The 23,500-nt window shown below is 24.0% G+C and carries 24 protein-coding genes and 3 tRNA genes; 10 read left to right on the top strand and 17 right to left on the bottom strand.

Annotation, left to right across the window (positions count from 1 at the left end; all coding sequences use genetic code 11):
- The 4 genes from fabG to rluC all read right to left on the bottom strand — a co-directional run bounded on the left by fabG (position 1) and on the right by rluC (position 2,960).
- Complete coding sequence (gene fabG / locus AB4W74_RS01780) at positions 1-717, bottom strand: 3-oxoacyl-[acyl-carrier-protein] reductase (protein ID WP_367682250.1); 717 nt, start codon at positions 715-717, stop codon at positions 1-3.
- Entirely contained in the window at positions 714-1,667 is a 954-nt protein-coding gene (gene fabD / locus AB4W74_RS01775) for an ACP S-malonyltransferase (RefSeq protein ID WP_367681759.1), read from the bottom strand. The genes fabG and fabD overlap by 4 nt, the downstream gene beginning before the upstream one ends.
- Positions 1,668-1,766: 99 nt before the next feature.
- The gene (rpmF, locus tag AB4W74_RS01770; protein ID WP_367681758.1) at positions 1,767-1,931 is read right to left on the bottom strand and encodes a 50S ribosomal protein L32; all 165 of its coding nucleotides are present in this window, start codon (positions 1,929-1,931) and stop codon (positions 1,767-1,769) included.
- A gap of 84 nt (positions 1,932-2,015) precedes the next feature.
- A complete protein-coding gene (gene rluC / locus AB4W74_RS01765) occupies positions 2,016-2,960 on the bottom strand; it encodes a 23S rRNA pseudouridine(955/2504/2580) synthase RluC (protein ID WP_367681757.1) in 945 nt (314 codons plus the stop codon).
- 298 nt (positions 2,961-3,258) lie between these two features.
- On the opposite strand from rluC, the gene rne reads away from it, so the two are divergent.
- On the top strand, positions 3,259-6,123 hold the full coding sequence (gene rne / locus AB4W74_RS01760) for a ribonuclease E (protein ID WP_367681756.1): 2,865 nt from the start codon (positions 3,259-3,261) through the stop codon (positions 6,121-6,123).
- Positions 6,124-6,241: 118 nt separating this feature from the next.
- Here rne and AB4W74_RS01755 read toward each other — a convergent pair whose 3' ends face one another.
- The 10 genes from AB4W74_RS01755 to flgB form a co-directional block, all read right to left on the bottom strand.
- Positions 6,242-7,876: a FlgK family flagellar hook-associated protein gene (locus AB4W74_RS01755; RefSeq protein ID WP_367681755.1), complete on the bottom strand. Its 1,635-nt coding sequence runs from the start codon at positions 7,874-7,876 to the stop codon at positions 6,242-6,244.
- Positions 7,877-7,916: 40 nt separating this feature from the next.
- Positions 7,917-8,219: a rod-binding protein gene (locus AB4W74_RS01750; RefSeq protein WP_367681754.1), complete on the bottom strand. Its 303-nt coding sequence runs from the start codon at positions 8,217-8,219 to the stop codon at positions 7,917-7,919.
- Positions 8,219-9,295 (bottom strand): flagellar basal body P-ring protein FlgI, encoded by a 1,077-nt coding sequence (locus AB4W74_RS01745; protein ID WP_367681753.1) that lies wholly within the window; start codon positions 9,293-9,295, stop codon positions 8,219-8,221. The genes AB4W74_RS01750 and AB4W74_RS01745 overlap by 1 nt, the downstream gene beginning before the upstream one ends.
- A gap of 165 nt (positions 9,296-9,460) precedes the next feature.
- Entirely contained in the window at positions 9,461-10,177 is a 717-nt protein-coding gene (locus tag AB4W74_RS01740) for a flagellar basal body L-ring protein FlgH (RefSeq protein WP_367681752.1), read from the bottom strand.
- A 73-nt stretch (positions 10,178-10,250) separates the two neighbouring features.
- Positions 10,251-11,033, bottom strand: coding sequence for a flagellar basal-body rod protein FlgG (gene flgG, locus AB4W74_RS01735; RefSeq protein ID WP_367681751.1), 783 nt, complete (start codon positions 11,031-11,033; stop codon positions 10,251-10,253).
- Between the two features lie 19 nt (positions 11,034-11,052).
- Positions 11,053-11,781, bottom strand: a complete 729-nt coding sequence (gene flgF, locus AB4W74_RS01730; protein WP_367681750.1) for a flagellar basal-body rod protein FlgF — start codon at positions 11,779-11,781, stop codon at positions 11,053-11,055.
- 21 nt (positions 11,782-11,802) lie between these two features.
- Entirely contained in the window at positions 11,803-13,035 is a 1,233-nt protein-coding gene (locus AB4W74_RS01725) for a flagellar hook protein FlgE (RefSeq protein WP_367681749.1), read from the bottom strand.
- Positions 13,036-13,089: 54 nt separating this feature from the next.
- On the bottom strand, positions 13,090-13,767 hold the full coding sequence (locus AB4W74_RS01720; protein ID WP_367681748.1) for a flagellar hook assembly protein FlgD: 678 nt from the start codon (positions 13,765-13,767) through the stop codon (positions 13,090-13,092).
- 11 nt (positions 13,768-13,778) lie between these two features.
- Positions 13,779-14,189 carry a flagellar basal body rod protein FlgC gene (gene flgC, locus AB4W74_RS01715; protein ID WP_367681747.1) on the bottom strand — a complete coding sequence of 137 codons (411 nt, stop codon included), beginning with the start codon at positions 14,187-14,189 and terminating at the stop codon, positions 13,779-13,781.
- A 7-nt stretch (positions 14,190-14,196) separates the two neighbouring features.
- Positions 14,197-14,598: a flagellar basal body rod protein FlgB gene (flgB, locus tag AB4W74_RS01710; protein ID WP_367681746.1), complete on the bottom strand. Its 402-nt coding sequence runs from the start codon at positions 14,596-14,598 to the stop codon at positions 14,197-14,199.
- A 268-nt stretch (positions 14,599-14,866) separates the two neighbouring features.
- Here flgB and flgA point away from each other — a divergent pair, with 268 nt between their 5' ends.
- Both flgA and flgN read left to right on the top strand, forming a co-directional pair.
- The gene (gene flgA / locus AB4W74_RS01705; protein WP_367681745.1) at positions 14,867-15,535 is read left to right on the top strand and encodes a flagellar basal body P-ring formation chaperone FlgA; all 669 of its coding nucleotides are present in this window, start codon (positions 14,867-14,869) and stop codon (positions 15,533-15,535) included.
- Positions 15,536-15,612: 77 nt separating this feature from the next.
- Positions 15,613-16,029, top strand: a complete 417-nt coding sequence (flgN, locus tag AB4W74_RS01700; protein ID WP_367681744.1) for a flagellar export chaperone FlgN — start codon at positions 15,613-15,615, stop codon at positions 16,027-16,029.
- 9 nt (positions 16,030-16,038) lie between these two features.
- Here the strand turns inward: flgN and pyrC are convergent, their stop codons facing one another.
- Positions 16,039-17,088: a dihydroorotase gene (gene pyrC / locus AB4W74_RS01695; protein WP_367681743.1), complete on the bottom strand. Its 1,050-nt coding sequence runs from the start codon at positions 17,086-17,088 to the stop codon at positions 16,039-16,041.
- A gap of 154 nt (positions 17,089-17,242) precedes the next feature.
- Here pyrC and murJ point away from each other — a divergent pair, with 154 nt between their 5' ends.
- On the top strand, positions 17,243-18,787 hold the full coding sequence (murJ, locus tag AB4W74_RS01690) for a murein biosynthesis integral membrane protein MurJ (RefSeq protein WP_367681742.1): 1,545 nt from the start codon (positions 17,243-17,245) through the stop codon (positions 18,785-18,787).
- Between the two features lie 126 nt (positions 18,788-18,913).
- Complete coding sequence (locus tag AB4W74_RS01685; RefSeq protein ID WP_367681741.1) at positions 18,914-19,954, top strand: OmpA family protein; 1,041 nt, start codon at positions 18,914-18,916, stop codon at positions 19,952-19,954.
- Positions 19,955-20,023: 69 nt separating this feature from the next.
- Here AB4W74_RS01685 and AB4W74_RS01680 read toward each other — a convergent pair.
- A tRNA-Ser gene (locus AB4W74_RS01680) sits at positions 20,024-20,108 on the bottom strand.
- A gap of 121 nt (positions 20,109-20,229) precedes the next feature.
- On the opposite strand from AB4W74_RS01680, the gene AB4W74_RS01675 reads away from it, so the two are divergent.
- Both AB4W74_RS01675 and AB4W74_RS01670 read left to right on the top strand, forming a co-directional pair.
- Positions 20,230-20,300: transfer RNA gene (locus AB4W74_RS01675), tRNA-Cys, on the top strand.
- A 7-nt stretch (positions 20,301-20,307) separates the two neighbouring features.
- Positions 20,308-20,395 (top strand) — tRNA-Leu (locus tag AB4W74_RS01670).
- Positions 20,396-20,406: 11 nt separating this feature from the next.
- Here AB4W74_RS01670 and rsmC read toward each other — a convergent pair.
- Positions 20,407-21,414: a 16S rRNA (guanine(1207)-N(2))-methyltransferase RsmC gene (rsmC, locus tag AB4W74_RS01665; protein ID WP_367681740.1), complete on the bottom strand. Its 1,008-nt coding sequence runs from the start codon at positions 21,412-21,414 to the stop codon at positions 20,407-20,409.
- A gap of 191 nt (positions 21,415-21,605) precedes the next feature.
- Between rsmC and minC the strand changes: the two genes are divergently transcribed.
- The 3 genes from minC to minE are packed head-to-tail and all read left to right on the top strand — an operon-like array spanning position 21,606 to position 23,424.
- Positions 21,606-22,334, top strand: a complete 729-nt coding sequence (minC, locus tag AB4W74_RS01660) for a septum site-determining protein MinC (RefSeq protein ID WP_367681739.1) — start codon at positions 21,606-21,608, stop codon at positions 22,332-22,334.
- A 23-nt stretch (positions 22,335-22,357) separates the two neighbouring features.
- Complete coding sequence (gene minD / locus AB4W74_RS01655; protein WP_367681738.1) at positions 22,358-23,170, top strand: septum site-determining protein MinD; 813 nt, start codon at positions 22,358-22,360, stop codon at positions 23,168-23,170.
- Between the two features lie 2 nt (positions 23,171-23,172).
- Positions 23,173-23,424 carry a cell division topological specificity factor MinE gene (minE, locus tag AB4W74_RS01650; RefSeq protein ID WP_367681737.1) on the top strand — a complete coding sequence of 84 codons (252 nt, stop codon included), beginning with the start codon at positions 23,173-23,175 and terminating at the stop codon, positions 23,422-23,424.
- Positions 23,425-23,500 lie beyond the last annotated feature (76 nt).

The raw sequence follows: 23,500 nt of genomic DNA, 5'->3' as shown, positions 1-23,500 counted from the left end.
TTATGGCATATACATGCCACCATTAATATGCAATGTTTGTCCAGTAATATACGATGCTTTTTCTGAAGAAAGAAACATTACTGCATCAGCTATTTCTTTTGTTGTTCCTAATCTTTGCATAGGAATATTAGATAAATGTTTTTTATATTGTAATATATTTAATTTTTTTGTTAGTTGAGTATCAATCAATCCTGGTGCGACAATGTTTACAGTAATACCTTTTGATGCTACTTCTAATGCTAATGACTTATGAAATCCAATTAATCCTGATTTTGAAGCACTATAATTTACTTGTCCTCTATTTCCTATAGAACCAATTACGGATCCTATTGTGATGATTCGTCCATATTTATTTTTTATCATAGAACGGATAACAGATTTAGACATATAAAATATTGATGTTAAATTAATTTTTATTACATTTTCCCATTCCCTACTATTCATATAAACTAGTAAGTTATCTGATTTAATTCCAGCATTATTAATTAGTATATCAATAGAATAGTTTTTTTTATAAATTTCTTTCATTTTCTCTAGAATTGAATCAGTATCTTTTAAGTTTAATACAAAGCCAAATCCGTTTTTTTTTAAATATTGATTAATTATTTTAACTCCATTTATAGTAGTAGATGTACCAATGACTTTGATGCCTTTTTCTGATAATTTTTTAGCAATTTCTTTTCCAATTCCTTGATTAGCACCTGTGACTAATGCTATTTTTTTTTATTTTTCATATTTTTCATATTAATTTTTTTAAGTGCTACTAAAAAACTATTTAATTTATTAGTATTCAATGCAGTTATATTTTTATTTTTTTTTACTAAATTAGTTAAAATTTTATTTGGTCCTATTTCTAACATTGTTAAAATGTTCTTTGATTTTATTAAATCAATAATTTCTTTCCATCTAACAGTATTATAAACTTGTCTAATTAATGCATTTTTGATTTTTTTTTCATTGGTTTCGCATATAACATCTACATTATTAATTACAGGTATTATCGGTGGTTTTATTTTTATCTTTTTCAATAAAACTTGAAGTTTTTTTGCTATTGGCTTCATTAAAATACTATGTATAGGTATATTGATATTTAGTTTTAGTATCCGATGAGCTCCCCTTTTTTTACAATTTTTTCCTGCTTCATATACTGCTGATTTATCTCCCGAAATAATAATTTCATCCTCCGAATTTATACTAGCTATAGAAACAATTTTTGGTGAATATTTTGAACATATATCTTTAACAATCATTTGTTCTAAACCAATGATAGCAAGTACGAGAGATGGTTTATTTATAATAACATCTTGCATTAATTTACTTCTTAGGTTAACTATTTTTAATGCATCACGAAATTTAATGGCATTTGAACATACAAGAGCTGAATATTCTCCTAAACTATGACCGGACATTAATTTTGGAAGTGGTCCATTTTTTTCTTTCCAAAATTCATAAATTGCAATTGATGAGGTTAATATTGCTAATGGTATGTATTGATAGTTGTTGATATTTTTTTTTTCTTGAAAAATACTTAATAAGTTATAATTTATATATTCTGATGCTTCATGAAATTTTTTTTCAAAAATTTTATTATTTTTTTTAAAAAAAGAAGATAACATATTTATATATTGTACACCTTGACCTGGAAAGAGCATCGCAAATGTTTTCATTTAAATGCCTTTTTCTAGATAAAATAATATTTTAGATATAAAATTTTTTTAAAAGATATAATTGTAAAGAAGGTACTTTTTTAAAAGTACCATAATATATTATATTACCTTTTTCCCTCTATAGTATCCTTTAGGGGTAATATGATGTCTAATATGTATTTCTCCAGAAAATTTATCTTTAGACAAAGTTATTTGTTTTAAAGAATCATGAGAACGTCTCATACCTCTTTTAGATCGAGTTGGTTTGCTTTTTTGAACGGCCATATTTTTCTCTTTAATATTATGTTATGTAAAATGAATAATTTTTTTAATATGAATAGAAATACTTATTTTATATTATTTTAATTATTATATTAGGTTGATTAAATAATTTTTAAAATCTATATCCAATGGTGCTGTAATATAAATTTTTTTTCCATTCTTAGGATGCGTAAAGTTGATTGAACTAGCATGTAATAATAATCTATTTATTTTGATTTTATTTTTTATATTCTTATCTAAACTGTTTTTTCCATAAATTTTATCGAATAATATTGGATAACCTGCGTATAATGTATGTATACGAATTTGATGTGTGCGACCTGTTTTTGGTTTAATAGACATTAACGTTGTGCAAGAATATTTTTTTTTAATTTCAAAATATGTTTCTGAAGCTTTGCCGTCTTGATGAATTAACATTTTTTTTTGTTTATTTTTTGAATAAGTTTTTAATATAGGTTCAGATATTTTTTTTAAATGAATAGGCCATGATCCATGTACCAATGCTATATATTTTTTTTGTATTTTTTTTTCTCTAATTTGTTTGTGTAATGATATAAGAGATGTTCTATTTTTTGCTAAAACTAAAACGCCGGATGTATCTCGATCAAGACGATGTACAAGTTCCAGAGTTTTTTCCAATGGTCTGCATTTTCGAAAATATTCTATTATGCCTAACTTAATACCACTTCCACCATGCACTGCAATACCAGAAGGTTTATTTATTATTAATAGATCCTTATCTTCATATAAAACATTATGTAATATAATTTTTTGGTGTTCACTAATAAAAAATTTTTTTTCTTTCTTATCTATTACTTTGATAGGCGGAATTCTTATTCTATCTCCAATTTTTAATTTATATTGTGGTTTGATTCTTTTCTTATTAATTCGGATTTTTCCAATTCTAATAATACGATAGATCATACTTTTTGGTACATTTTTAAATTTTTTTTGTAAAAAATTATCTATACGTTGATTTATCATATCTTCATTAATATATATAATAGATACAGAAGTCATTTTATATGTCATTAAAAAAATCTCTATAATTAAGGAATTTTTTTAATTTTTTATTGATTATAATATAAATAAATACATAAATATATTAGTATGAACAATTAAATTATTTATAACAATAAATTTATCACAAATTAATTATTTTTAGTTTTTACTTATTTTTAAATTATTTTAAAAATATTTTAAAATAACTTATTTTTATACATATTTTAAATAAATATCATAATTAGATATTCAAAGATGCATTTTTAAAAATATATATTTCCTGTTGATTTATTTACTTATTTATAAAAATAAGAGAGAAAATGTTATAATGAAAAGAATGTTAATTAATGCAACTCAGCAGGAAGAGTTACGCGTAGCTCTTGTCGATGGTCAACGTTTGTATGATCTTGATATAGAGAGTTCTAGATCAGAACAAAAAAAGTCAAATATATATAAGGGGAAAATTACTCGAATCGAACCTAGTTTGGAAGCTGTTTTTGTAGATTATGGAATGGAAAAGCATGGGTTTTTACCATTGAAAGAAGTATCTAAAAACTATTTTCCTGAAAAATTTCATCATGATGAAAATTTAAATGTTAAAGATATTTTACAAGAAGGTCAAGAACTAATTGTTCAAATAAATAAAGAAGAAAGAGGGACAAAGGGTGCAGCATTAACTACTTTTATCACTTTAGCAGGTAGCTACTTAGTTTTAATGCCTAATAATCCTAAAATTGCTGGTATATCAAGACGAGTTGAAGGAAGTGATAGAGTAGAACTAAAAGAATTATTATCTTCTTTAAAAATATCTGAAAAAATGGGTTTGATTATTAGAACTGCAGGTGTAGGAAAGTCTATAAAATCATTAAAATGGGATTTATCTCTTAGATTAAAACATTGGGATGCGATTAAAAAAGCTTCAAAGTCAAAATCTGCGCCATTTTTAATTCACCAAGAAAATAATGTAATGTTTCGTGCTTTTAGAGATTATTTACGTCAAGATATTGGTGAAATTTTAATTGATAATCCTCATCTATTAGAAATAGCTCGTGAACATATTACTGTTTTAGGTCGTCCAGATTTTATTAATAGAATTAAATTATATAAAGGAAACATACCTCTTTTTAGTTATTATCAAATTGAATCTCAAATAAATTCTGCTTTTCAGAGAAAAGTGAGATTGCCATCTGGTGGGTCAATTATGCTTGATTCTACAGAAGCTCTCACAGCTATTGATATTAATTCAGCACGATCTACTCGTGGTGCAGATATTGAAGAAACAGCATTTAATACTAACTTAGAAGCAGTAGAAGAAATTTCTCGACAATTAAGATTGCGAGATTTAGGTGGTTTGATAGTCATCGATTTTATAGATATGGTTAATGTAAACCATCAGAAATCTATTGAAAATAAATTGCGAGAAATGGTACGTGAAGATAGAGCACGTGTTCAAATTGGTCACATTTCTAAATTTGGACTTTTAGAAATGTCTCGACAAAGATTAAGTTCATCTTTAGGAGAATCTAGTCATCATATTTGTCCCAGATGTACAGGAACAGGTACTATTAGAGACAATGAATCTTTATCTTTGTCAATTTTACGTGTAATTGAAGAAGAAGCTCTCAAAGAAAATACATATGAAGTTCATGCAATTGTACCTATAGAGATTGCATGTTATTTATTAAATGAAAAAAGAGATGCAGTATATGCAATTGAAAAACGTCAAGCAGGTGGTAAAACTATTATTGTTCCTAATAAAAATATGAAGACTCCGCATTATTTTGTATCTAGAATAAGAAAAGGAGAAAAAATACGCTCTATGAGCTATGGTTTATCTAAAATTAAAAAAAATAAATTATTTAATAATTCAAAAAAAGAAGTTTCAGAAAAAAAAGTACAATCAAATCCTATTTTAAAAAATATTTCTTCATTTAATTACTTATTTAATAAAAACAAGATAAAAAAAGAAAGTGGTCTAATAAAAAAAAGCTATTTTTATTTCTTAAATAATATTTTTTTAAATCATAAAATGATTTTTTTAAAACTTTTTTCTTGTGTAAAAAATGCTTTTTTTAAAAAGCACTTTTTTATTAAAAGTGAAATATTTAAATTTAATATTTTTCAATTAAAAAAAAATCTTTTTCTAAAGAAAAAAAAACAAAATAATAATATCAAAAAAATTGATAAAGAAAATAAGATTATTAATAATATTAAAACAAATACAATCAATAACAATTTTTTTTGTAACAACTATATTAAATATATATCATTAAATAATATTTACTTTAAAAATATTGATATTCATAAAAATGCAGAAAATAAAAATTTTTTAGAAAAAAATAATTTCCTATATGACAATAAATACAATCAAAAAAAATTTAAAAATTCTTTATGTTTTAAGGTAAAAAATAATATACATGATTATTTAATTGATGAAATAAATTTAAGAAAAAAGATACTATATAAAAAAAAATTATCTAACGTAAGTATAACTTCTATTCATATGAATTTTATAGACAATTATAATATTGCTAATATTGATAGTATAGATTCTACTATTTTCCAAAAAAATAAAAATTATTTAGTTTTAGAAAATAATTATCATGTTAAATTTTTTAATATAATAGCTGATAATGATATTTTTTCGTTGGAATTATCTTTAGGAAGTAGTTGGTTTAAATATCCGTTTTTAAAAAATAATAAATTAAAAAAACATCAAAAAACGAATATTTATAAAAAGTTAAACGTTTCTACTTTCTATAAAAAAAATAGTTCTATTATAAATTCGCATTTGCCTTCAAATAATGTTAAATCTAAAGAAATTCAAATTAGTCATTTCTGTAAAATAAAAAAAGTTAATGCAAAACCATTTTTTTCTGAAAGATTCTTAGAAGATAAAATGGTTAATCAAAAAGAAACAAAATTAAAATCTAAATTAGGATCTAAAAAAAGAAATATATCAATATTAAATAAAACAAATGTTTTTTCAAACAATATTTTAAAAAAAGAAAATACAAAAAGTCATTCTAGCGCACCAGTAACTAAAATTTTTAGTGATTCATTTGAAACAAAAAATAAAAAAATTATCCAATCTACATTTTTTTTGACAAAGTCTGATAATAAATTAAAAAAATCAGCTGGGGCACATTCTGCTACAAATTGTGCTACGTCTCCCATTAAGAAATTTGAATAAAATAATTTTTTTATATTCAAGTGGTTGTTATTCATTATTAAAATATAAATTTTATAAAAAATAAAAACTTACTTTTTAAGTAAGTTTTTATTTTTTTTGTAAAAAGTTTTTTAGTAAATTAACTATAACAATCAACTATTTCATTAAAAATTGTTTCTGCCATTTTTAAAATTTTAACATTTGCAAGATAGCATCTTTGTTCATAATTTAAATTCTGGTAATTTTCATCAATATTGTCAGATTCTGATAATTTTTTATTTTTTAATATTTCAATCATATTTCGCTTAAATGGCACTTTTTCTTCAAGATCATTACATTTATATGATATAGATTTTAAAAATCTTGCATAAGATTCATATAATGTTTCTTGTTTATTAACTAGAAGATCTTGATTTAAATGATGTATTTTAATAGCATTAATTTTATTTTTTTGATTGAGATCATCAGATGAAGATATTGAAAATAAATCATTTTTAACAATTAATAATTTCATTTCATCTAAAGTTTTAGAATATGGTTTGATCATATAAACATTGCCTTCAGCATTATTACCTTCTATTTTCAATTCCATTCCGTCGAAGGTAAGATATGTATTATTATCTTGTTGATATATTTCAAGTTCTACTGTTAAATGATCTCGTAATCTTGTAACTGTCCAATTGTTATTTTTTAAAAAGACTATGTAATTACTATCTTGTGCATTACTTGTATCCACCCATGTAATAGATGTATGTGGATCTGATTCATTAGTTGAGCTAGGTATGATTTCTGGATTACTAATACTAAAAATTTGTTTTCCTAGGTTTCCAAGAATATCGTATCCTAATGTATGACATTCATTGATACTATCAGCAAAATTTATGGTTAATTGACCAAGTTTATTTTTAGCATTTTGTAAATCTTCTCTTCGAAACATAAGGAGAGCCCCTAAAGAAGCGCTGGGAATCATATGTTCCATTTTTTTTAACGTATTATCGTTTTCATCTATATATCCTACACTAATATATTTATCGTCAGTACTAGATGTTAATGCAATTAAATTTTGTTTTTTTTGGTCATCAATAATACACATACCATTATTTAAACAAACTTTAAACGTATTGTCCCCCTTAACTACCTTCACCCCGATAATATCATTTAATTGATCAATTAATTCATCTCGTTGGTCTATAAAACTATCTATTCTATTTGGCAATTGAGCAACAGGAAAAAAACGAATATCGATATTAATATCATAAATCTTATTAATTAATATGTTTGCCTGTTTTATTTTTTCTGAAATTGAATCTTTTACATCTTTTTCTAAAAATTTTAATTTGTCATTAAAATTTTTTAATTCTCGAACAATTGTTTGTAAGTTGTTTTCTATATCTTTATTAAATACATTTTCATTATTATTAATAATATCATTTTCTATAGAAGAATATAACTGATTTATTAAAAGATTAAAAATATTTGATTTCTCACCAAACAAATCTTCTAATTTCAAATATTCTTCTATTTTTGTTTGTTCATCTTGTACTCTTTCACTAATTCTTCTTTTTTCTTCTCGAATAAAATCATTATAGTCATCATATACTTGTTTTATTTGTACTCCTGGATTTAAATTAGATTCATCTACAGTATTTTCTATAAAAATGTTTTGTCCTATCGGTTCTTTATAATTTGGATTGATAATTTTATTAGCAGTTTCATGGAGTAGGATTTTTATTGCATTTATTCCAGTAACAGTAGAAGTTAAAATAGAACTCATATATTGTTCCTTTTTTTAAGAAATATCATAATTTATATGATTATTTTTTTTGAATTTGTTGCAAAATAATATTTGCTAACCCTATTCCCTTGGTACTCATTTCTTTAGAAATTTGTTCATCATAAATTTCTGTATACAGACGACTTTGGTTGTTATTTAAAAGATTATTTTCTATTAAAGAATTTCTCATGCTTTTTAAAAGTATTTGAATAAAAATTCCTTCTACTTCTCTTGCTATTTTTATTTCATATTTTTTAGAATTATTAAAATTTTGATATTTTGTATTATTAACTAATGTTGTGTTATAATTTATTTTTTCAAATAAAGATAAATTATTTTTCATTAAATAATTTCCAATTTAGCGTGAAGACAACCAGCATTTTTCATAAGTTGTAAAATAGATATTAATTCATCAGGTTGAATTCCTAAAGAATTTAATATTCGCACAATATTATTTAAATTTGTTTTTTTGCGCAAATCATTTTCGGCATAGTTATTGTTTTTTAGCACATTTAAAATATTTGAATGAATATTTTGATGACTTTTTTGATCTATTAATATAGATAAATCGCCATGTGAAATAATACATGTTCCTAATTGTACTTCTTGATTAATAACGACTGATCCAGTTCTAGGATTAATTATCACTTTAGCTTCTTGAGTTGGCACAGTAATATCTATATTCTGAATGTTAGAAAGCATATGTACTTGTATTGTGTTATTAGCATATGTATTTAATTGTACTGTTTTTGCATCTAAAGCTGTTGCTGTATCTGGATATTTTATGTTAATCATATCACTTATTTGTTGTGCTGTACTAAAATCTTCTTGATTTAATTGCAAGTTTATAACTTTGTTTTTTCCAAAATTATTTATTACTTCTTTTTCAATAGTTGCTCCACGATTTATTCTTCCTGAATTGACTTGATTTAAAATAAACGCATGGATTCTTTTTTCAGAACTATTTTTTTCAGAAACTAATACATTACCCTGAGCAATAGCATAAATTTGGTTATCGGTACCCCTTAGAGGTGTCATTAACAATGTCCCCCCCTTAAGGCTTCTCGCATCTCCCATGGATGAAACTATGACATCTATTTTTTCTCCCGGATGACTAAAAGCAGGTAATTTTGCTGTAACTATAACTGCGGCTACATTTTTTACATGCATTTTAGCATTATGCGACATTGTTATACCTAATTGAGATAACATATTATGTAATGACTGATTTGTAAATGGATTTTGTATTGATTGATCTCCCGTTCCATCTAGACCTACTACTAATCCGTAACCAATTAATTGATTATCTCTTATGCCTTCAATACTTGTTAAATCACGTATTTTTTCGGCATATACACAAGAACATAAATTTATTAAAATAAAAATAATAAATTTTGATAACGATATCATATTAAACATAAAATACCTTATATATATTTATTTCGTTTATTTTATTTTTCATATATTTTATATATAAAAGATCTGTAATAAATTTTTTATTTGGTTTAAAATATAAATTTTTCCCATAAGGTATTCAATGAATTCCCTATGGGATAAATTTTTAAAAAATTAGTTTTTTATTTGTTAAATAGGTGAAATTTTTAATAAAAATCGTTGTAACCAACCCATTTTCTGCGTATCATGAATACGACTATTGCTAATATATTCAATACGTGTATCAGCAATTTGAGTAGATGCGACTAAGTTGTTTTTATTAATATTACTAGGATTAATTACACCTGAAAAGCGAATAAATTCTATTCCTTCATTAATAGCTACTTTTTTTTCACCAATAACCTTTAAATTTCCATTTGGTAATACCTGTTGAACAGTAACAGTCATAAGACCAGTAAATGTATTTTTAGCTGAATTGCTACCTTTTCCTGAAAAATCGTTTTTTCCTATACTATCTAATCCTGTCGTATTATCATTAAGATTAAATCCTAACATAGGATTTAATTTTCCTGGTGTTATTGTTACACCTAAATTTGTAGTTCCGTCTCGAGTTAAGTTAGAAGAAGAACTATTGCTAGCACTAATGTTTTCTTGTAATAAAACAGTTACTATATCTCCTATATTATAAGATCGGTGATCTTCAAATAATGACCGATATCCATAATTTATAGATTGCTTTTCTTGAAATAAAGAACCATTTTTTGTTGTAGGCGTCATATTAGGAGCAACAGCAGTTGTAATATCACCGAATAAAGATTTATGTTCAATACATGAACAACTTTGAATAAATATTAAAAAGAAAGCAGTGAAATAATATTTAATTTTATAACTAAATAATTTTACCACGGAAAAATGATCCTTAATTAAAAAATTTTAAAATGTGTATTTTTAAATTTATTTTTTATATAAAGATCAATTGTTATAGTTGAGATAATTTTTGTAACATTTGATCTGAAGTATTTATAGCTTTACTATTGATTTCATATGCTCTTTGTGTTTGAATCATGTTTACTAATTCTTCAGCAACGTTAACATTAGAGGTTTCAAGATATCCTTGATATAATAAACCCGTTCCATTTAATCCAGGTGTTGTATCCATAGGACTACCAGAAGCTTGAGTTTCTTGGTATAAATTTTCGCCCAAACTTTCTAATCCAGCACTATTCATAAAATTAATTAAATTTAATTGCCCAATAGAAATTGGTTGCGTTTGTCCTTGTATAATTACACTAATAATACCATCTCTTGCTATATTAATATTTGTTGAATTAGGTGGAATACTAATTTCTGGTACAATTGGGAAGCCACTATTAGTAACTAATTGTCCATTTTGATCTAATTGAAATGAACCATCTCGAGTATATGCCATATTTCCATCTGGAAGTTGTACTTGAAAAAAACCTGATCCGTTGATAGCCACATCTTTTGAAGAATCAGTCTTAGATAAATTTCCTTGGCTGTGAATTCTTTCAGTAGACACTGGTCTTACACCTGTACCTAATTGCAATCCAGATGGTAAGTTGGTATCAATTGATGAATTTGTCCCAGCTTGTCGTATTGTTTGATAAATCAAATCTTCAAATATTGCTCTAGATCTTTTAAATCCATTTGTACTGACGTTTGCTAAATTATTAGAAATAACATTCATATTTATTTGTTGGGCATCAAGTCCTGTTTTAGAAATCCATAAAGACGGAATCATTTTTTTATCCCTTATTAAATTAATTATTAATGTTAAATAGTTGATTTGCACGTTCTATATTTTGATCGCATATAGATATAATTTTCATATTCATTTCAAATTGTCGTGCGTTTGAAATCATATCAATCATATTTTTCGTTGGATTTACATTACTTGCTTCTAATGTTTCTGATTTTATACGTATACTATTATCATGAGGAAGAATTATTTTTTTATTAAATAATTTTTTTTTATTGTAAAATAGACCATTTTCTTTTTTTATGAGACTATTATTTGAAATACGTACTAGTTTTAATGTGGCTATTTGTGATTCAATAATTTTATCTCGATTTTTTTGAATTTGTTTAATTGTACCATCAGGTAAAATTTTTAGATCTATACCATGAGGTATTTTAATATTACCCTCATTAAGTACTAATTCATGATTTTGAATAGTCAATTTGCCGTTTTCATTAATTGTTATATGACCATTTTTTGTATATGCTTCTTGACCATTTTGATCTTTTGTTACTAACCAACCATTATCTTGAACAATTAAATCTAATTTTCTTTCAGTTTGAATAAAATTGCCTGAAGAAAAATTATAATATTTTTTATTTATGTCTTGAGAATTTTTATTTCTTATAAAATAATTGAATTCTTCTTTAAAACCAATTGTTGATATGTTAGCTAAATTATTAGCAATGATCGCTTGTTTTTCTAATGTTCTTAAAGCTGCATTCATTGATTCATGTATTGCTTTTTCCATTATTCAATCCAATTTAATAAATTATCTTAAATTAATTAATGTATTAATTATTTTATCTTCAGTTTTAAAAGCTTGAGCGCTAGATTGATAGTTACGTTGCGCAATAATCATGTTAATCAGCTCTTTATTTAGATCAACATTTGAAGATTCTAAAGATTTTGTATATAAAACACCAAAACCTTGGTCTCCGGCTATTCCTATTTTTTCTTTTCCAGCTGTATTTGTTGCAGACCACATACTACCACTTTCAGGTTTTAATTTCTCCGGACTAATAAATTTAGATAAAAATATTTGTCCTATTTTTTGCTCTTGTTCATTTGTATATTGACCAATAATTTCACCATTATTTAAAATTTCAAAATTTTGTAAATAACCTTCTGAATATCCATTTTGAGAGAGTTCTATTAAAGAATTATCAGTTTCTGATTTTTTAAGATCACATTTTATATTTAATTTGATATTTTCTAAAACAATATTTTTAGAATTTTTTGATGTAATTTTTAAATCAGAGTTTGAAATTAATTTACCTTCAGAATTGAAATCTAAAATAAAATCATTATTGATAATTTCTTGAAAAGGAGGATTTTTTTCATCTTTTAACTTTATATTTAATTTCCATTGATTATCATTAATTTTATTGAAAGAAAAATTTATTTTTTGAGGATTTGCATTTTTATCATAAATAGTAACATTGTAAATTTCTGAATTATATATATTATCATTTGTTCCTGTTATACTATTTGTAGAATTAAAATCAGTAATTAATTGTGCTATTAAATCAATTTGATTTGTTGGTTTTGCTTTTAATGAATAAGATTTTTTTAAATTTATAGGTTCTAATTTAGATACGTTGTTTAAATCATTTTTAAAATCACATTGGTTTTGACCAGTTAAGTACATGCCTTGAGAATTGATAATATTTTTATTATTATCAAGTAAAAAATGACCATTTCTTGTATAGTGAATATAACCTTTAGCATCTATAATACGAAAAAAACCTTCTTGTACAATCCCTAAATCGAGATCTCTATCTGTTTGTATTAGTACTCCATTATTAAAATTTTGTACTGTATTTGACATTCCAACACCAGATCTAGTAATTTGATTAGATTGAGGTGAATTAGAAATTATATCGAAAAATAAAGGAGTACTGGATTTAAATCCAATAGTTGAAGCATTGGATATATTATTAGATACAATATCTATATAATCGTTACTAGCCATTAAACCATTTATGGCGTTAATAATTGACATATACTTTTTCCTTAATAATTTTACAAACAAATTTTTAATTAAATTGCATTTTATTTATTCAAGAATTTTACGGATTTTAGATAAGGTTGTTGTCCCCATAGCCCCCAAATCAATAATTGGATCTGAAGAAGAAGTAATAATACTATTTACTAAAGCTTCACTTAAAACTTGTGCGGGAACATCTTTTTCTTTATTCTTCGCTGAAATATAAACATTATATCTTCCTGTTTTCATCTCTTCTTTATCTAGATTTTTACCATCCCATACAAAACTATGAATACCAGATTTTAAATTATTTATTTTTTTAACGTATACAATTTTTCCTGCATTGTCCATAATTTTAATATTTATGGTTGTTGTGTCACTAATTACTTCTAATCCAAATTTTGTATCAATGCCTTCAGTATGTACAATTTGAGAATTAGGTATCATTACATGATGTCCAATTAATGAAGATACTTGTATATTTTGACTTTGATTAATTTTATTAGAAAAAAGACCAACAGTATTATTTAATTTTTCAATACCAGTTGCAGTATTAATTTGAGCCAGCTGTGATGTTAATTCTGTATTTTTAATGGGATCTGTTGGGTCTTGGTTTTTAATTTGTGCTATTAATAGACCCAAAAAGTTTTTTTGTAAATCTAGTGCACTAGAGTTATTTTTTAAATCATTAATATTTTTTTCAGTTATATTATTATTTATAGAAGAATTAATATGTGTAGCATTCATTTTTTCTCCTCTTATTCTCCAATTGATAATGTTTTCATTATCATAAATTTTGCTGTTTTCATTACTTCTATATTAGCTTGGTAATTTCTTGAAGCCGAAATGTGATTTATTGTTTCTGTTATAGGATTAACATTAGAAGTTAAAACGTATCCTTTTTTATTAGATAAAGGATTGTTGGGATCATATATTAGTTGAGTTGGATTTGGATCGTTTACTATATTAGCAATTTTTACACCGCCAATTAATGAATTTTTTATTGGATTTAATTTAAAAATAACTTTTTTTGCAAGATACGGATAAAACTTCCCTTCTTTAGATATTATACTTTCTGCATTAGCTATGTTACTAGCAATAATGTTAATTTTTTCTGATTGAGCTGTCATAGCTGAACCTGCAATATCAATTATATTTAATAAAGACATAATTTTTTTATCCTTTTAATACGTGCATAATATTTTTGATTTCATTTTTTATGAATACTATATTTTCTTCGTATTTTAACATATTTTTTATAAATTCAATTCTTTCCCGATTCATATTTACTGTATTACCATTTGATTTCACTTTTGTATCTTTTATAAAATTTAACTGCAAAATAGAATAATCATCTTTTTTTGGACTTAAATGATGTAAAGAAGTTTTTTTTAAATTAATCATTGAATGATTTTTTTTTATTATTTTATTTATTTCATCTTTAAAATTAATGTCTCTTGATTTATAGTTAGGTGTGTCAGAATTTGCTATATTTGATGATAAAATTTCTTGTCTTTTAGCATATAAATTTAATATTTTTTTATTAAAATCAAGCATTTTGTTTATTTTAGAAAACATTTTTTTATCCTAAATTTTTTATTTTTGTTATTAATTTGAAATATAAACGGTTTTTTTAACTCTAATTTTTTTAATAAAAATTAATAATAATTATTAAAATTTAATTTTATTAAAAATATAAATATTTTAACTCATAAATTAAATTTATAATATACCTATATTAGATACTTCCTATCAAGAAAAGAATCTTAAAAATTTAATATATTTATTAAAAAATATTTAATACATTCTCTATTGAATTAAATTATTAGACAAGTAAGGGAAAAAAATGCAATTAATTAAAATATTTTTTTATTTATTTATTTCATTTTTGTCTTTTCAACCTTTTAACGTGCATGCATGGAATTTAGTTGATGAATTAAACAATTTTTTTAAAAAAGAATACTTTCTTAAAACAAGAAATATAAAAGTGATAATACATACTCCATTAAAAAAAAAACTAATTTGTGAAAAACCTGTTTTCTCATTAGTTAATAATATTCACGATTTTGGTTTAATTGATATTATTTTAATGTGTGGTTCTCAAAAACAATATTTACAAATTGAATTACAAGTAGAAGGCGAATATATTATAGCAAAGAAAAAAATATCTCGTGGCACAAAAATTGCCGAAAGAGACTTGAAAAGTATAGTAGGCAGACTAGATGTATTACCTCGTGGTACATATTTTAATAAAAAAGATGTTATTAATAGAGTAAACTTACGTGATATTTTTCCTTTTCAACCAATTACATCTTTTATTACCCGTCCTTGCTGGTTAATTAAAAATAATCAACAGGTGACTGTAAAACTACAAGGAAAAAATTTTGAAATTATTTTGATAGGAAAATCTCTAAATCATGGAAATCGAAGAGAAAAAATACGCGTAAAAATAAAAAGTGGTAAAATATTAACTGGAATAATTTCTAAAAGGGGCGAAGTAGTAGTTATTTTATAAAATATTAAATTAACTATTTTACATATAATATTTAAATAATATAATAAAAGTATTTAAATATATAATTTACTAAAACAATGAAAAAATTAATAAATACAATTAAAGAAATAGGAATGATTCTTATTTCTCTAGAAAAATTAATTAAAAAAGAAAATAAGTATTTGATTTCTTCAGAAATCAATATCAAAAAAATAGAGTTAATTACAAAAGAAAAAGAGTTTTTTTTAAAAAAACTTGCTTTTTTAACAAAGATAAAAGTATTACTTGAAAAAAAATATAATGTTTTTTTCCCCTATTCGGGTCATGATGAATTAAATTATAGATGGAATAAAATATTATCTATATGTTCTTTTTTAAAGAAAAAAAATCAAGATAATAAAAGAATATTAAATCAAAAATTCTATTTAAATGAACGTTTTTTAAGTATTTTAAAAAAAAATCACGCCGATAAAAAAAATTCAATATATAATATTGATGGTAATCTAGAAAGTTAAAAATAAACTTTATATTTCAATAGACCAATCTAATTTTTTTCCTGATAAAAAAGGTACAATTATATTATCTCCTATTTTAATTTTTTTCATAACTTTATAAGGTTTTTTAACTATTGTAATAGTATCTTTATTAATTGGCATATTATAAAATTTCGGTCCATTTTCAGAACAGAATGATTGTAAATATTTTAATGCTTTCATTTCTTCAAAAACACTAACGTAGCATAGAAAAGAACATGGTGCATTAAATATTCCGGCATAACCGAAAAAATTAATTTTGTTTCTATGAAAATGTGGCGCTGTATCACTTCCTAAAAAAAAATTTTTGCTACCATTCGCTATAGCTTTTCTTAAAGCCATTTGATGTTTTTTTCTTTTTAGAATAGGTAAGCAATACAAATATGGTTGAATTCCATTAATAAACATATTGTTTCGATTGAACATCAAATGATGTGGCGTAATTGTTCCTGCTAAATATGGAGAATTAGCTTCTTCAATATATGAAACTGCATCTTGTGTGGTAACATGTTCTAATATTATTTTTAATTCTGGAAATTTTTTTCGTAGTATTTCTAAAGTGTTTTCAATAAATTTTGCTTCTCTATCATATATATCGATACTTGTATCATTTTCTTCTCCATGAATGAGTAATGGCATTTTTATTTTTTCCATCATTTCGAGAATATGATAAATATTTTTCACATTTTTTATGCCTTTTTTTGAATTAGTTGTACAGCTATATGGATATAATTTAGCTCCGACAAATATTTTTTTAATAAAACCTAAATTTAATTCTTCAAGAGAAGTTTCATTTGTTAAATAACAGATCATTAATGGATCAAATTTATTATTTGATTCCATAGAATTTAAAATTTCATGACGATAAGTTATCGCTTCTAGACAATTTGTAATAGGTTTATTAAGATTTGGCATAATAATTGCGCGTTTATAAAATTTTGCAGTATATTGAGACACTTTTTTTAAAATTTCATTATCTCTTAAATGAACATGCCAATCATCAGGTTTTATAATTGTAATTTTTTTTAAATATTCAGACATTTTACTTTCCATTAGTATAGAAAAATAATTAAGGAATTGATATTCTTTTTTAAAAATATTTTTTAATAAAATCTTATTTTAAAAGAAGATATCTTCTTTTTAAATTTTAAATCAGAGTTTTTACCTTTAACCTAATAGGTTAGATTAATTAAAAATGAATCTTTTAAGATCCTTAATGTCAGTAAGCTTCATGACCTTGATATCACGTATACTAGGTTTTTCTCGCGACCTGTTGATTGCTCATATATTTGGAGCATCTATGTTTACTGACTCTTTTTTTATTGCTTTTAAAATTCCTAATCTATTACGTCGAATTTTTTCCGAAGGAGCATTTTCTCAATCTTTTATACCTATTTTAATCGATTATAAAAATAATAAAAATAAAAAATATGTACAGGAGTTTATTAGTTCTACATCTGGTTTTATAATATTAATTATATCTATTATTACAATATTAGGAATAATTTTTTCTTATTATCTTATTTTAATTAGTGCTCCGGGATTTTTTAAATCACTGGAAAAAATACAATTATCCTGTTCTTTGTTAAAAATAATTTTTCCTTATATTTTATTCATTTCCTTATCTTCTTTATATTCATCTATTTTAAATAGTTGTAATTATTTTTTTATACCATCTTTATCTCCCAGTATTTTAAACATTAGTATTATTTTTTTTACATTTTTTTTTAATTCCTATTTTGAACCGTCTATTTTTGCTTTAGGCTGGTCTGTGATCTTAGGTGGGGTACTGCAATTATGTTATCAGTTGCCATATTTATATAAAATAAAAATGCTGTTTCTTCCTAGTATTAATTTTAATAACATTGGTCTTTTAAAAATTTTAAAAAAAATGGGTCCTTCTGTTATCTGTTTTTCTGCAAATCAAGTTTCTTTAATTTTTAATACTATTTTTACTTCTTTGCTTCATTCTGGTTCAATATCTTGGATGTATTATGCTGATCGGTTAATTGAATTTCCAATAAGCATGATAGGAGTTTCTTTAAGTACAATTTTATTTACATCTTTTTCTAAAATTTATTCCAATAGAAAAAAGATAGAATATAAACTATTATTAAATTCAGGTCTGCATTTCGCTTTAATTTTGTCTGTACCTACTTCTGTTATGCTATTTATGTTATCAAAACCATTAGTTATTATCTTATTTCAATATGGTAAATTTACTAATTTTGATGTTTTAATGACAAAAAAAGCATTAGAATTATATTCTTTTGGTTTAGTTTCTTCTATTTTAGTAAAGATTTTAATCTCATCTTTTTATGCATCTCAAGAAGTAAATATTCCAGCAAGAATTTCAATCTTCACATTATTTTTAACACAATTAATGAATCCATTTTTAATTTTTTATTTTCAACATGCAGGTCTTGCTTTATCTTTTAGTATAGCTAGTTGGATAAATTTTTTTTTACTATACTGGAAGTTACATAAACAAAAAATAGTTTATTTTAAATTTAGCGATATTATTTTTATTATTCGCTTGTTAATTTCAACATTAGTTATGTTATTTTTTTTGATTTTTATACTATATTTCATTCCTTCTTGGAATATTGGTTCATTTTTTGATAAAATAACACGCTTGTTTACTATTTTTTTATTTTCTGGAATAGTATATTTAATTAGCTTATATTTTTTAAAAATAAATTTATTAAATTATGCTAATAGGCTATTCAAGAAAAAATAATACTGTATTAAAAAATTAATTTAAATATTATAATATATGAAATTAATATATATTTATAATGCAAATTAATATTTTTTAATATTTTTTATACAATTTTAATTTTCTTATTAAAAAATGGAGTTTCAAATGAAAAAACAAGCTCTTACTATAATTTTATTATTAGTAAGCTTAGTTACTAATGTCCAAGCAAAAGAAAACGATGGTTGGTATTTCGGCACTAAATTAGGATGGTCTACCTTTAACGTAGATCAATACAAAAATAAAAATATAAATAACAAAAATACACATGGTCATGAGTTATCTGGTGCACCTATTTTAGGATTGTTTTTAGGTTATGAATTTAATCCTTATTTCGCTCTTGAAATAGAAAATGATACAACAGGATTTTTTCCTTATTTAATGCTTAAAAAGAATATAGAAAATAAACAAATTAATAGTATCCAACTTGCTACAAAATTATCGTATCCAATAACAGATGAACTAAAAATTTATACCCGATTAGGTGGTATGATGTTTTGGGATAATTTATTTTCTAAAGAAGATTTGAGACATATTTTTACTAAAAATAGTGCTTTATTTCCTAATGTGTCTTTAGGTGCCGAATATACATTTAATGAAGAATTTATTACTAGGTTAGATTATACTTGGAAAAGCAGTGTAGAAAAGGTAATGAACTTGTCTATGAAACCTAATTTAGGGGATGCTGTTCTTTCTTTTGCATGGAAATTTGGAAAATCTAGTATTAATGATATGTTTTCATCATATTCTATTCCTGAATCTGAAAACAAACAATATGTTGCACTTAATGAAAGTATTAATTTCCCATTTAATAGCACAGAATTAAAACCTATTTCTAATGATAAATTGCAAAACTTAAATAATAAAATAAAAAATATCCAATCAAAAAATGTTTTTATTATGTTATCTGGTCATGCTGACAAAATAGGAAATAAAGAATATAATCAAAAATTATCTGAAGATCGTGCATATGTAATTAAAAATTATTTTACTTCACATGGTATTTCGCAAGATCAAATAAGTATTCAAGGTATGGGGGATGAATATCCATTGACTGATCAGATATGTAAAGATATATCAAGTAAGCCTTTATTAGTTAGTTGTTTAGCACCTGATCGTCGTGTAGAAATTGAAGTTTTATCTGATTAATATATATATATTAAAAAAATTATATTTTTTTATGTAAAGAAGAAATTATAGGAGAAGTGTTTATTTTTTCGGAGAGAGAGAGATTCGAACTCTCGGATGATTTCTCATCGGCGGTTTTCAAGACCGCTGCCTTAAACCACTCGGCCACCTCTCCAGATAAAAAAATTTACAACTTCGATTAATATAAAACATTACATTACTTAATGTAAAGATAATTTTTTTATTAATAAAAATTTATTTGTAATTTTGTTTTTTTTTTTCTATAATGAAATTAAGGCGTGTTGACAGATTGGCTATGTAGCGGATTGCAAATCCGTATAACCCGGTTCGATTCCGGGATACGCCTATAAAAAGCCCGGATGGTGAAATTGGTAGACACAAGGGACTTAAAATCCCTCGGCTTTTAAAGCTTTGCGGGTTCAAGTCCCGCTCCGGGTACCATAAATAAAAAATTAATTCAGTGCTTGATAAACCTTATATTTATTATTTTTTTGTATAATAAAAAATTTAGAAAAATATTTTTTTAAATAACAATCATAGCTAAAACAAGTATTTGTAACAAATCTTAATTCACCATTTTTTCTTAAATATTTTATAGAATTTAATATTATTTTTTTTGTTACATCAAAATTAATTTTTAAATCATTATGAAAAGGTGGATTAGAAATAATCATATTAAATTTTTTAGAAACATTTGAATAAATGTCACTTAGTAAAATTTCCCCATTTAAAAAATTTGCATCAAGAGTAGCTTGACTTGATATTAATGCAGACATTTGTCTATCTATCATTGTTATAAAACACTCTGGTGATTGTCTTAATATAGATACTGATAAAAAACCTGAACCGCATCCAACGTCTAGTATTTTTCCATGAATTTTTTCACAAAAAGTTGATGCAAGTAATTTACTGCCTTCATCTATTTTTTTATAACCGAAAACACCAGGTAGCGATTTTATAATTAAATTTTTCCAAATGTGTGTATTAAAAAAATTGTTTAACACAAATTTAGTTTTACTTAAAAGAATACCTGACATTAAAATAGAATGATATGCATTATCTACTTTATCTAATTTAATCCATTTTTCTAATATTTTTTTTGCACTTTTTATACCACTAGAATTGCTTCCAACAATAAAAACATTGCTTCCAATAGAAAAACAGGATAGTAAATTACATAATTGAAAATATGCTTCAGATTTATTCTTTGGCCAATAATAAATAATAGTATCGTAGTTTTTTACTGTTTTTTTTGAAATCAATAATTTATTATAAAAATTAATATTTATACTGTTATTAAAGTGAATTAAGTCTTGATTTGTTTGAAGATGAACTTTACTTTTTATAGTTGATAAATTTATAGGTAATGTATCTTGTATATTACCTGAAAAAAAAACTTTTTTATTTTTAAAAATCTCTTTATTACGTAATATAATTTTACTATCGTGACAAAATATCAAAATTTTTTTCCTTACAAATTTTATATACATTAAATAAAATATTCCGAAGAAAACGAATAATATTAATGAAAAATAGAAATTGTTATCATAGAATTTTTATATTATAATTTTATTCATTATTTTTTTAATTTTTTATAAAAATATAATTTATATTTTATATGCATATAAGTAAATATCATTGAGCAATATATATGCAAAAAATTCCTATTGAACTAAAAGGTAGTAATTTCACATTACTAGTTTTGTATCTAAATAGTAATAATTTAGATTTAATTAATAAATTGTTATATAAAAAGATTCAAGAATGTCCAAAATTTTTTAAAAATGCACCCATTATTGTTAATGTATCAAACTTAAAAAATGAAATAAATTGGAGAAAAATACAGGAAATTATTATTTCGCATGGTTTTTATATTGTAGGTATTAGTGGATGCAAAGATAGTTATTTTAAAAAAATTATTATTGAATCTGGATTACCTATTTTATCAGAAGGAAAAAAAAGCAGTAAAAATAAAGATTTCAGTTCTTTTTCAAATGATTATATTTTAAAAAAAAGAAAAAATGATCAACGAACACGTATAAAAAAAATAAAAAAAACTCATATTATCAATACACCAGTACGATCAGGACAAAAAGTCTATGCAAAAAATTCTGATTTGGTGATAATAAATAATGTAAGTGCTGGAGCTGAATTAGTGGCAGACGGTAATATCCATGTATATGGATCTGTTCGTGGTAGAGTTCTTGCTGGTGCTAATGGCGATATTACAAGTAAAATATTTTGTACAACATTGTTTGCAGAATTGGTATCAGTATCCGGAAGGTATTGGTTATCAGATCAAATACCATCACATTTTGTTGGAAAATCAGCTCAAATTTACTTAAAAAATAAATTTTTAACTATTAATTCTCTTTGTTAATTGTTTTTTTAGGAAATTTTTATATGACACGGATTATTGTAGTTACTTCAGGGAAGGGAGGTGTTGGTAAAACGACGTCAAGTGCTGCTATTGCAACTGGTTTAGCACAAAAGGGAAAAAGAACAATTGTTATAGATTTTGATATAGGATTAAGAAATTTAGATCTAATTATGGGATGTGAACGTAGAGTAGTATATGATTTTATTAATGTAATTCAGGGCGATGCTAATCTTAATCAAGCGTTAATTAAAGATAAAAAAACCAATAATTTATTTATTTTGCCTGCATCTCAAACTCGAGATAAGGAATCTTTGACTTATTCAGGAGTAGAAAAAGTCTTAAATCAATTGATAAAAATGAATTTTGATTTTATTATTTGTGATTCACCTGCAGGTATTGAAACTGGTGCTATTTTATCAATATATTTTGCAGACGAAGCAATTGTTACTACTAATCCAGAAGTATCATCAGTTCGGGATTCTGATAGAATACTAGGAATAATATCATCTAAATCAAGAAGATCTGAAAAAAATATGACTCCTATTAAAGAATATCTTCTATTAACGCGTTATAATCCGACACGTGTTAAAAGAGGAGAAATGTTAAGTATGCAGGATGTTTTAGAAATACTCCGCATACCTATTATTGGTGTTATTCCAGAAGATGGGTCTGTTTTGCGGGCGTCTAATCAAGGTGAATCAATTATTTTAGATAAAACTTCTCATGCAGGTATTGCTTATTTTGATACGGTGAATCGATTATTAGGTGAAAATCATAAATTTCGTTTTATTGAAGAAGAAAAAAAAAGTTTTTTACGACGTTTATTCGGGAGATAAGTATGGCATTATTAGATTTTTTTTTATCCCGGAACAAAAATACAGCACATGTTGCGAAAGAAAGATTACAGATAATTGTTGCAGAACAAAGAAAATTTAAGAATGAACCTGAGTATTTTCCGCAACTAAAACGTGAAATACTATTTGTAATTTCTAAATATGTAAATATAGATCCTCATATGGTAACAATACAATTAGAACAAAAAAAAGAAGATATTTCTATATTAGAATTAAATGTTATTTTACCTGATTAGATTTATTATCTGAATTAAAAAAAGATAAATATTAATCAAGTTAAACCTATATATTACAATATATAAAACAATAATT

Source organism: Buchnera aphidicola (Hyalopterus amygdali) (genome assembly GCF_964059015.1).
Classification (GTDB): Bacteria; Pseudomonadota; Gammaproteobacteria; order Enterobacterales; family Enterobacteriaceae; genus Buchnera; species Buchnera aphidicola_BN.
Note: the sequence above shows the minus strand (reverse complement) of the source record. Positions and strands in the feature narration are given on the sequence as shown.

Excerpts from the sequence above, each read along its gene's own strand:
- fabD (WP_367681759.1), bottom strand. The coding sequence starts at position 1,667 with ATGAAAACATTTGCGATGCTCTTTCCAGGTCAAGGTGTACAATATATA.
- rpmF (WP_367681758.1), bottom strand. The coding sequence starts at position 1,931 with ATGGCCGTTCAAAAAAGCAAACCAACTCGATCTAAAAGAGGTATGAGA.
- rluC (WP_367681757.1), bottom strand. The coding sequence starts at position 2,960 with ATGACATATAAAATGACTTCTGTATCTATTATATATATTAATGAAGAT.
- rne (WP_367681756.1), top strand. The coding sequence starts at position 3,259 with ATGAAAAGAATGTTAATTAATGCAACTCAGCAGGAAGAGTTACGCGTA.
- AB4W74_RS01755 (WP_367681755.1), bottom strand. The coding sequence starts at position 7,876 with ATGAGTTCTATTTTAACTTCTACTGTTACTGGAATAAATGCAATAAAA.
- AB4W74_RS01750 (WP_367681754.1), bottom strand. The coding sequence starts at position 8,219 with ATGAAAAATAATTTATCTTTATTTGAAAAAATAAATTATAACACAACA.
- AB4W74_RS01745 (WP_367681753.1), bottom strand. The coding sequence starts at position 9,295 with ATGTTTAATATGATATCGTTATCAAAATTTATTATTTTTATTTTAATA.
- flgG (WP_367681751.1), bottom strand. The coding sequence starts at position 11,033 with ATGATTCCGTCTTTATGGATTTCTAAAACAGGACTTGATGCCCAACAA.
- flgF (WP_367681750.1), bottom strand. The coding sequence starts at position 11,781 with ATGGAAAAAGCAATACATGAATCAATGAATGCAGCTTTAAGAACATTA.
- AB4W74_RS01725 (WP_367681749.1), bottom strand. The coding sequence starts at position 13,035 with ATGTCAATTATTAACGCCATAAATGGTTTAATGGCTAGTAACGATTAT.
- AB4W74_RS01720 (WP_367681748.1), bottom strand. The coding sequence starts at position 13,767 with ATGAATGCTACACATATTAATTCTTCTATAAATAATAATATAACTGAA.
- flgC (WP_367681747.1), bottom strand. The coding sequence starts at position 14,189 with ATGTCTTTATTAAATATAATTGATATTGCAGGTTCAGCTATGACAGCT.
- flgB (WP_367681746.1), bottom strand. The coding sequence starts at position 14,598 with ATGTTTTCTAAAATAAACAAAATGCTTGATTTTAATAAAAAAATATTA.
- flgA (WP_367681745.1), top strand. The coding sequence starts at position 14,867 with ATGCAATTAATTAAAATATTTTTTTATTTATTTATTTCATTTTTGTCT.
- flgN (WP_367681744.1), top strand. The coding sequence starts at position 15,613 with ATGAAAAAATTAATAAATACAATTAAAGAAATAGGAATGATTCTTATT.
- pyrC (WP_367681743.1), bottom strand. The coding sequence starts at position 17,088 with ATGTCTGAATATTTAAAAAAAATTACAATTATAAAACCTGATGATTGG.
- murJ (WP_367681742.1), top strand. The coding sequence starts at position 17,243 with ATGAATCTTTTAAGATCCTTAATGTCAGTAAGCTTCATGACCTTGATA.
- AB4W74_RS01685 (WP_367681741.1), top strand. The coding sequence starts at position 18,914 with ATGAAAAAACAAGCTCTTACTATAATTTTATTATTAGTAAGCTTAGTT.
- minC (WP_367681739.1), top strand. The coding sequence starts at position 21,606 with ATGCAAAAAATTCCTATTGAACTAAAAGGTAGTAATTTCACATTACTA.
- minD (WP_367681738.1), top strand. The coding sequence starts at position 22,358 with ATGACACGGATTATTGTAGTTACTTCAGGGAAGGGAGGTGTTGGTAAA.
- minE (WP_367681737.1), top strand. The coding sequence starts at position 23,173 with ATGGCATTATTAGATTTTTTTTTATCCCGGAACAAAAATACAGCACAT.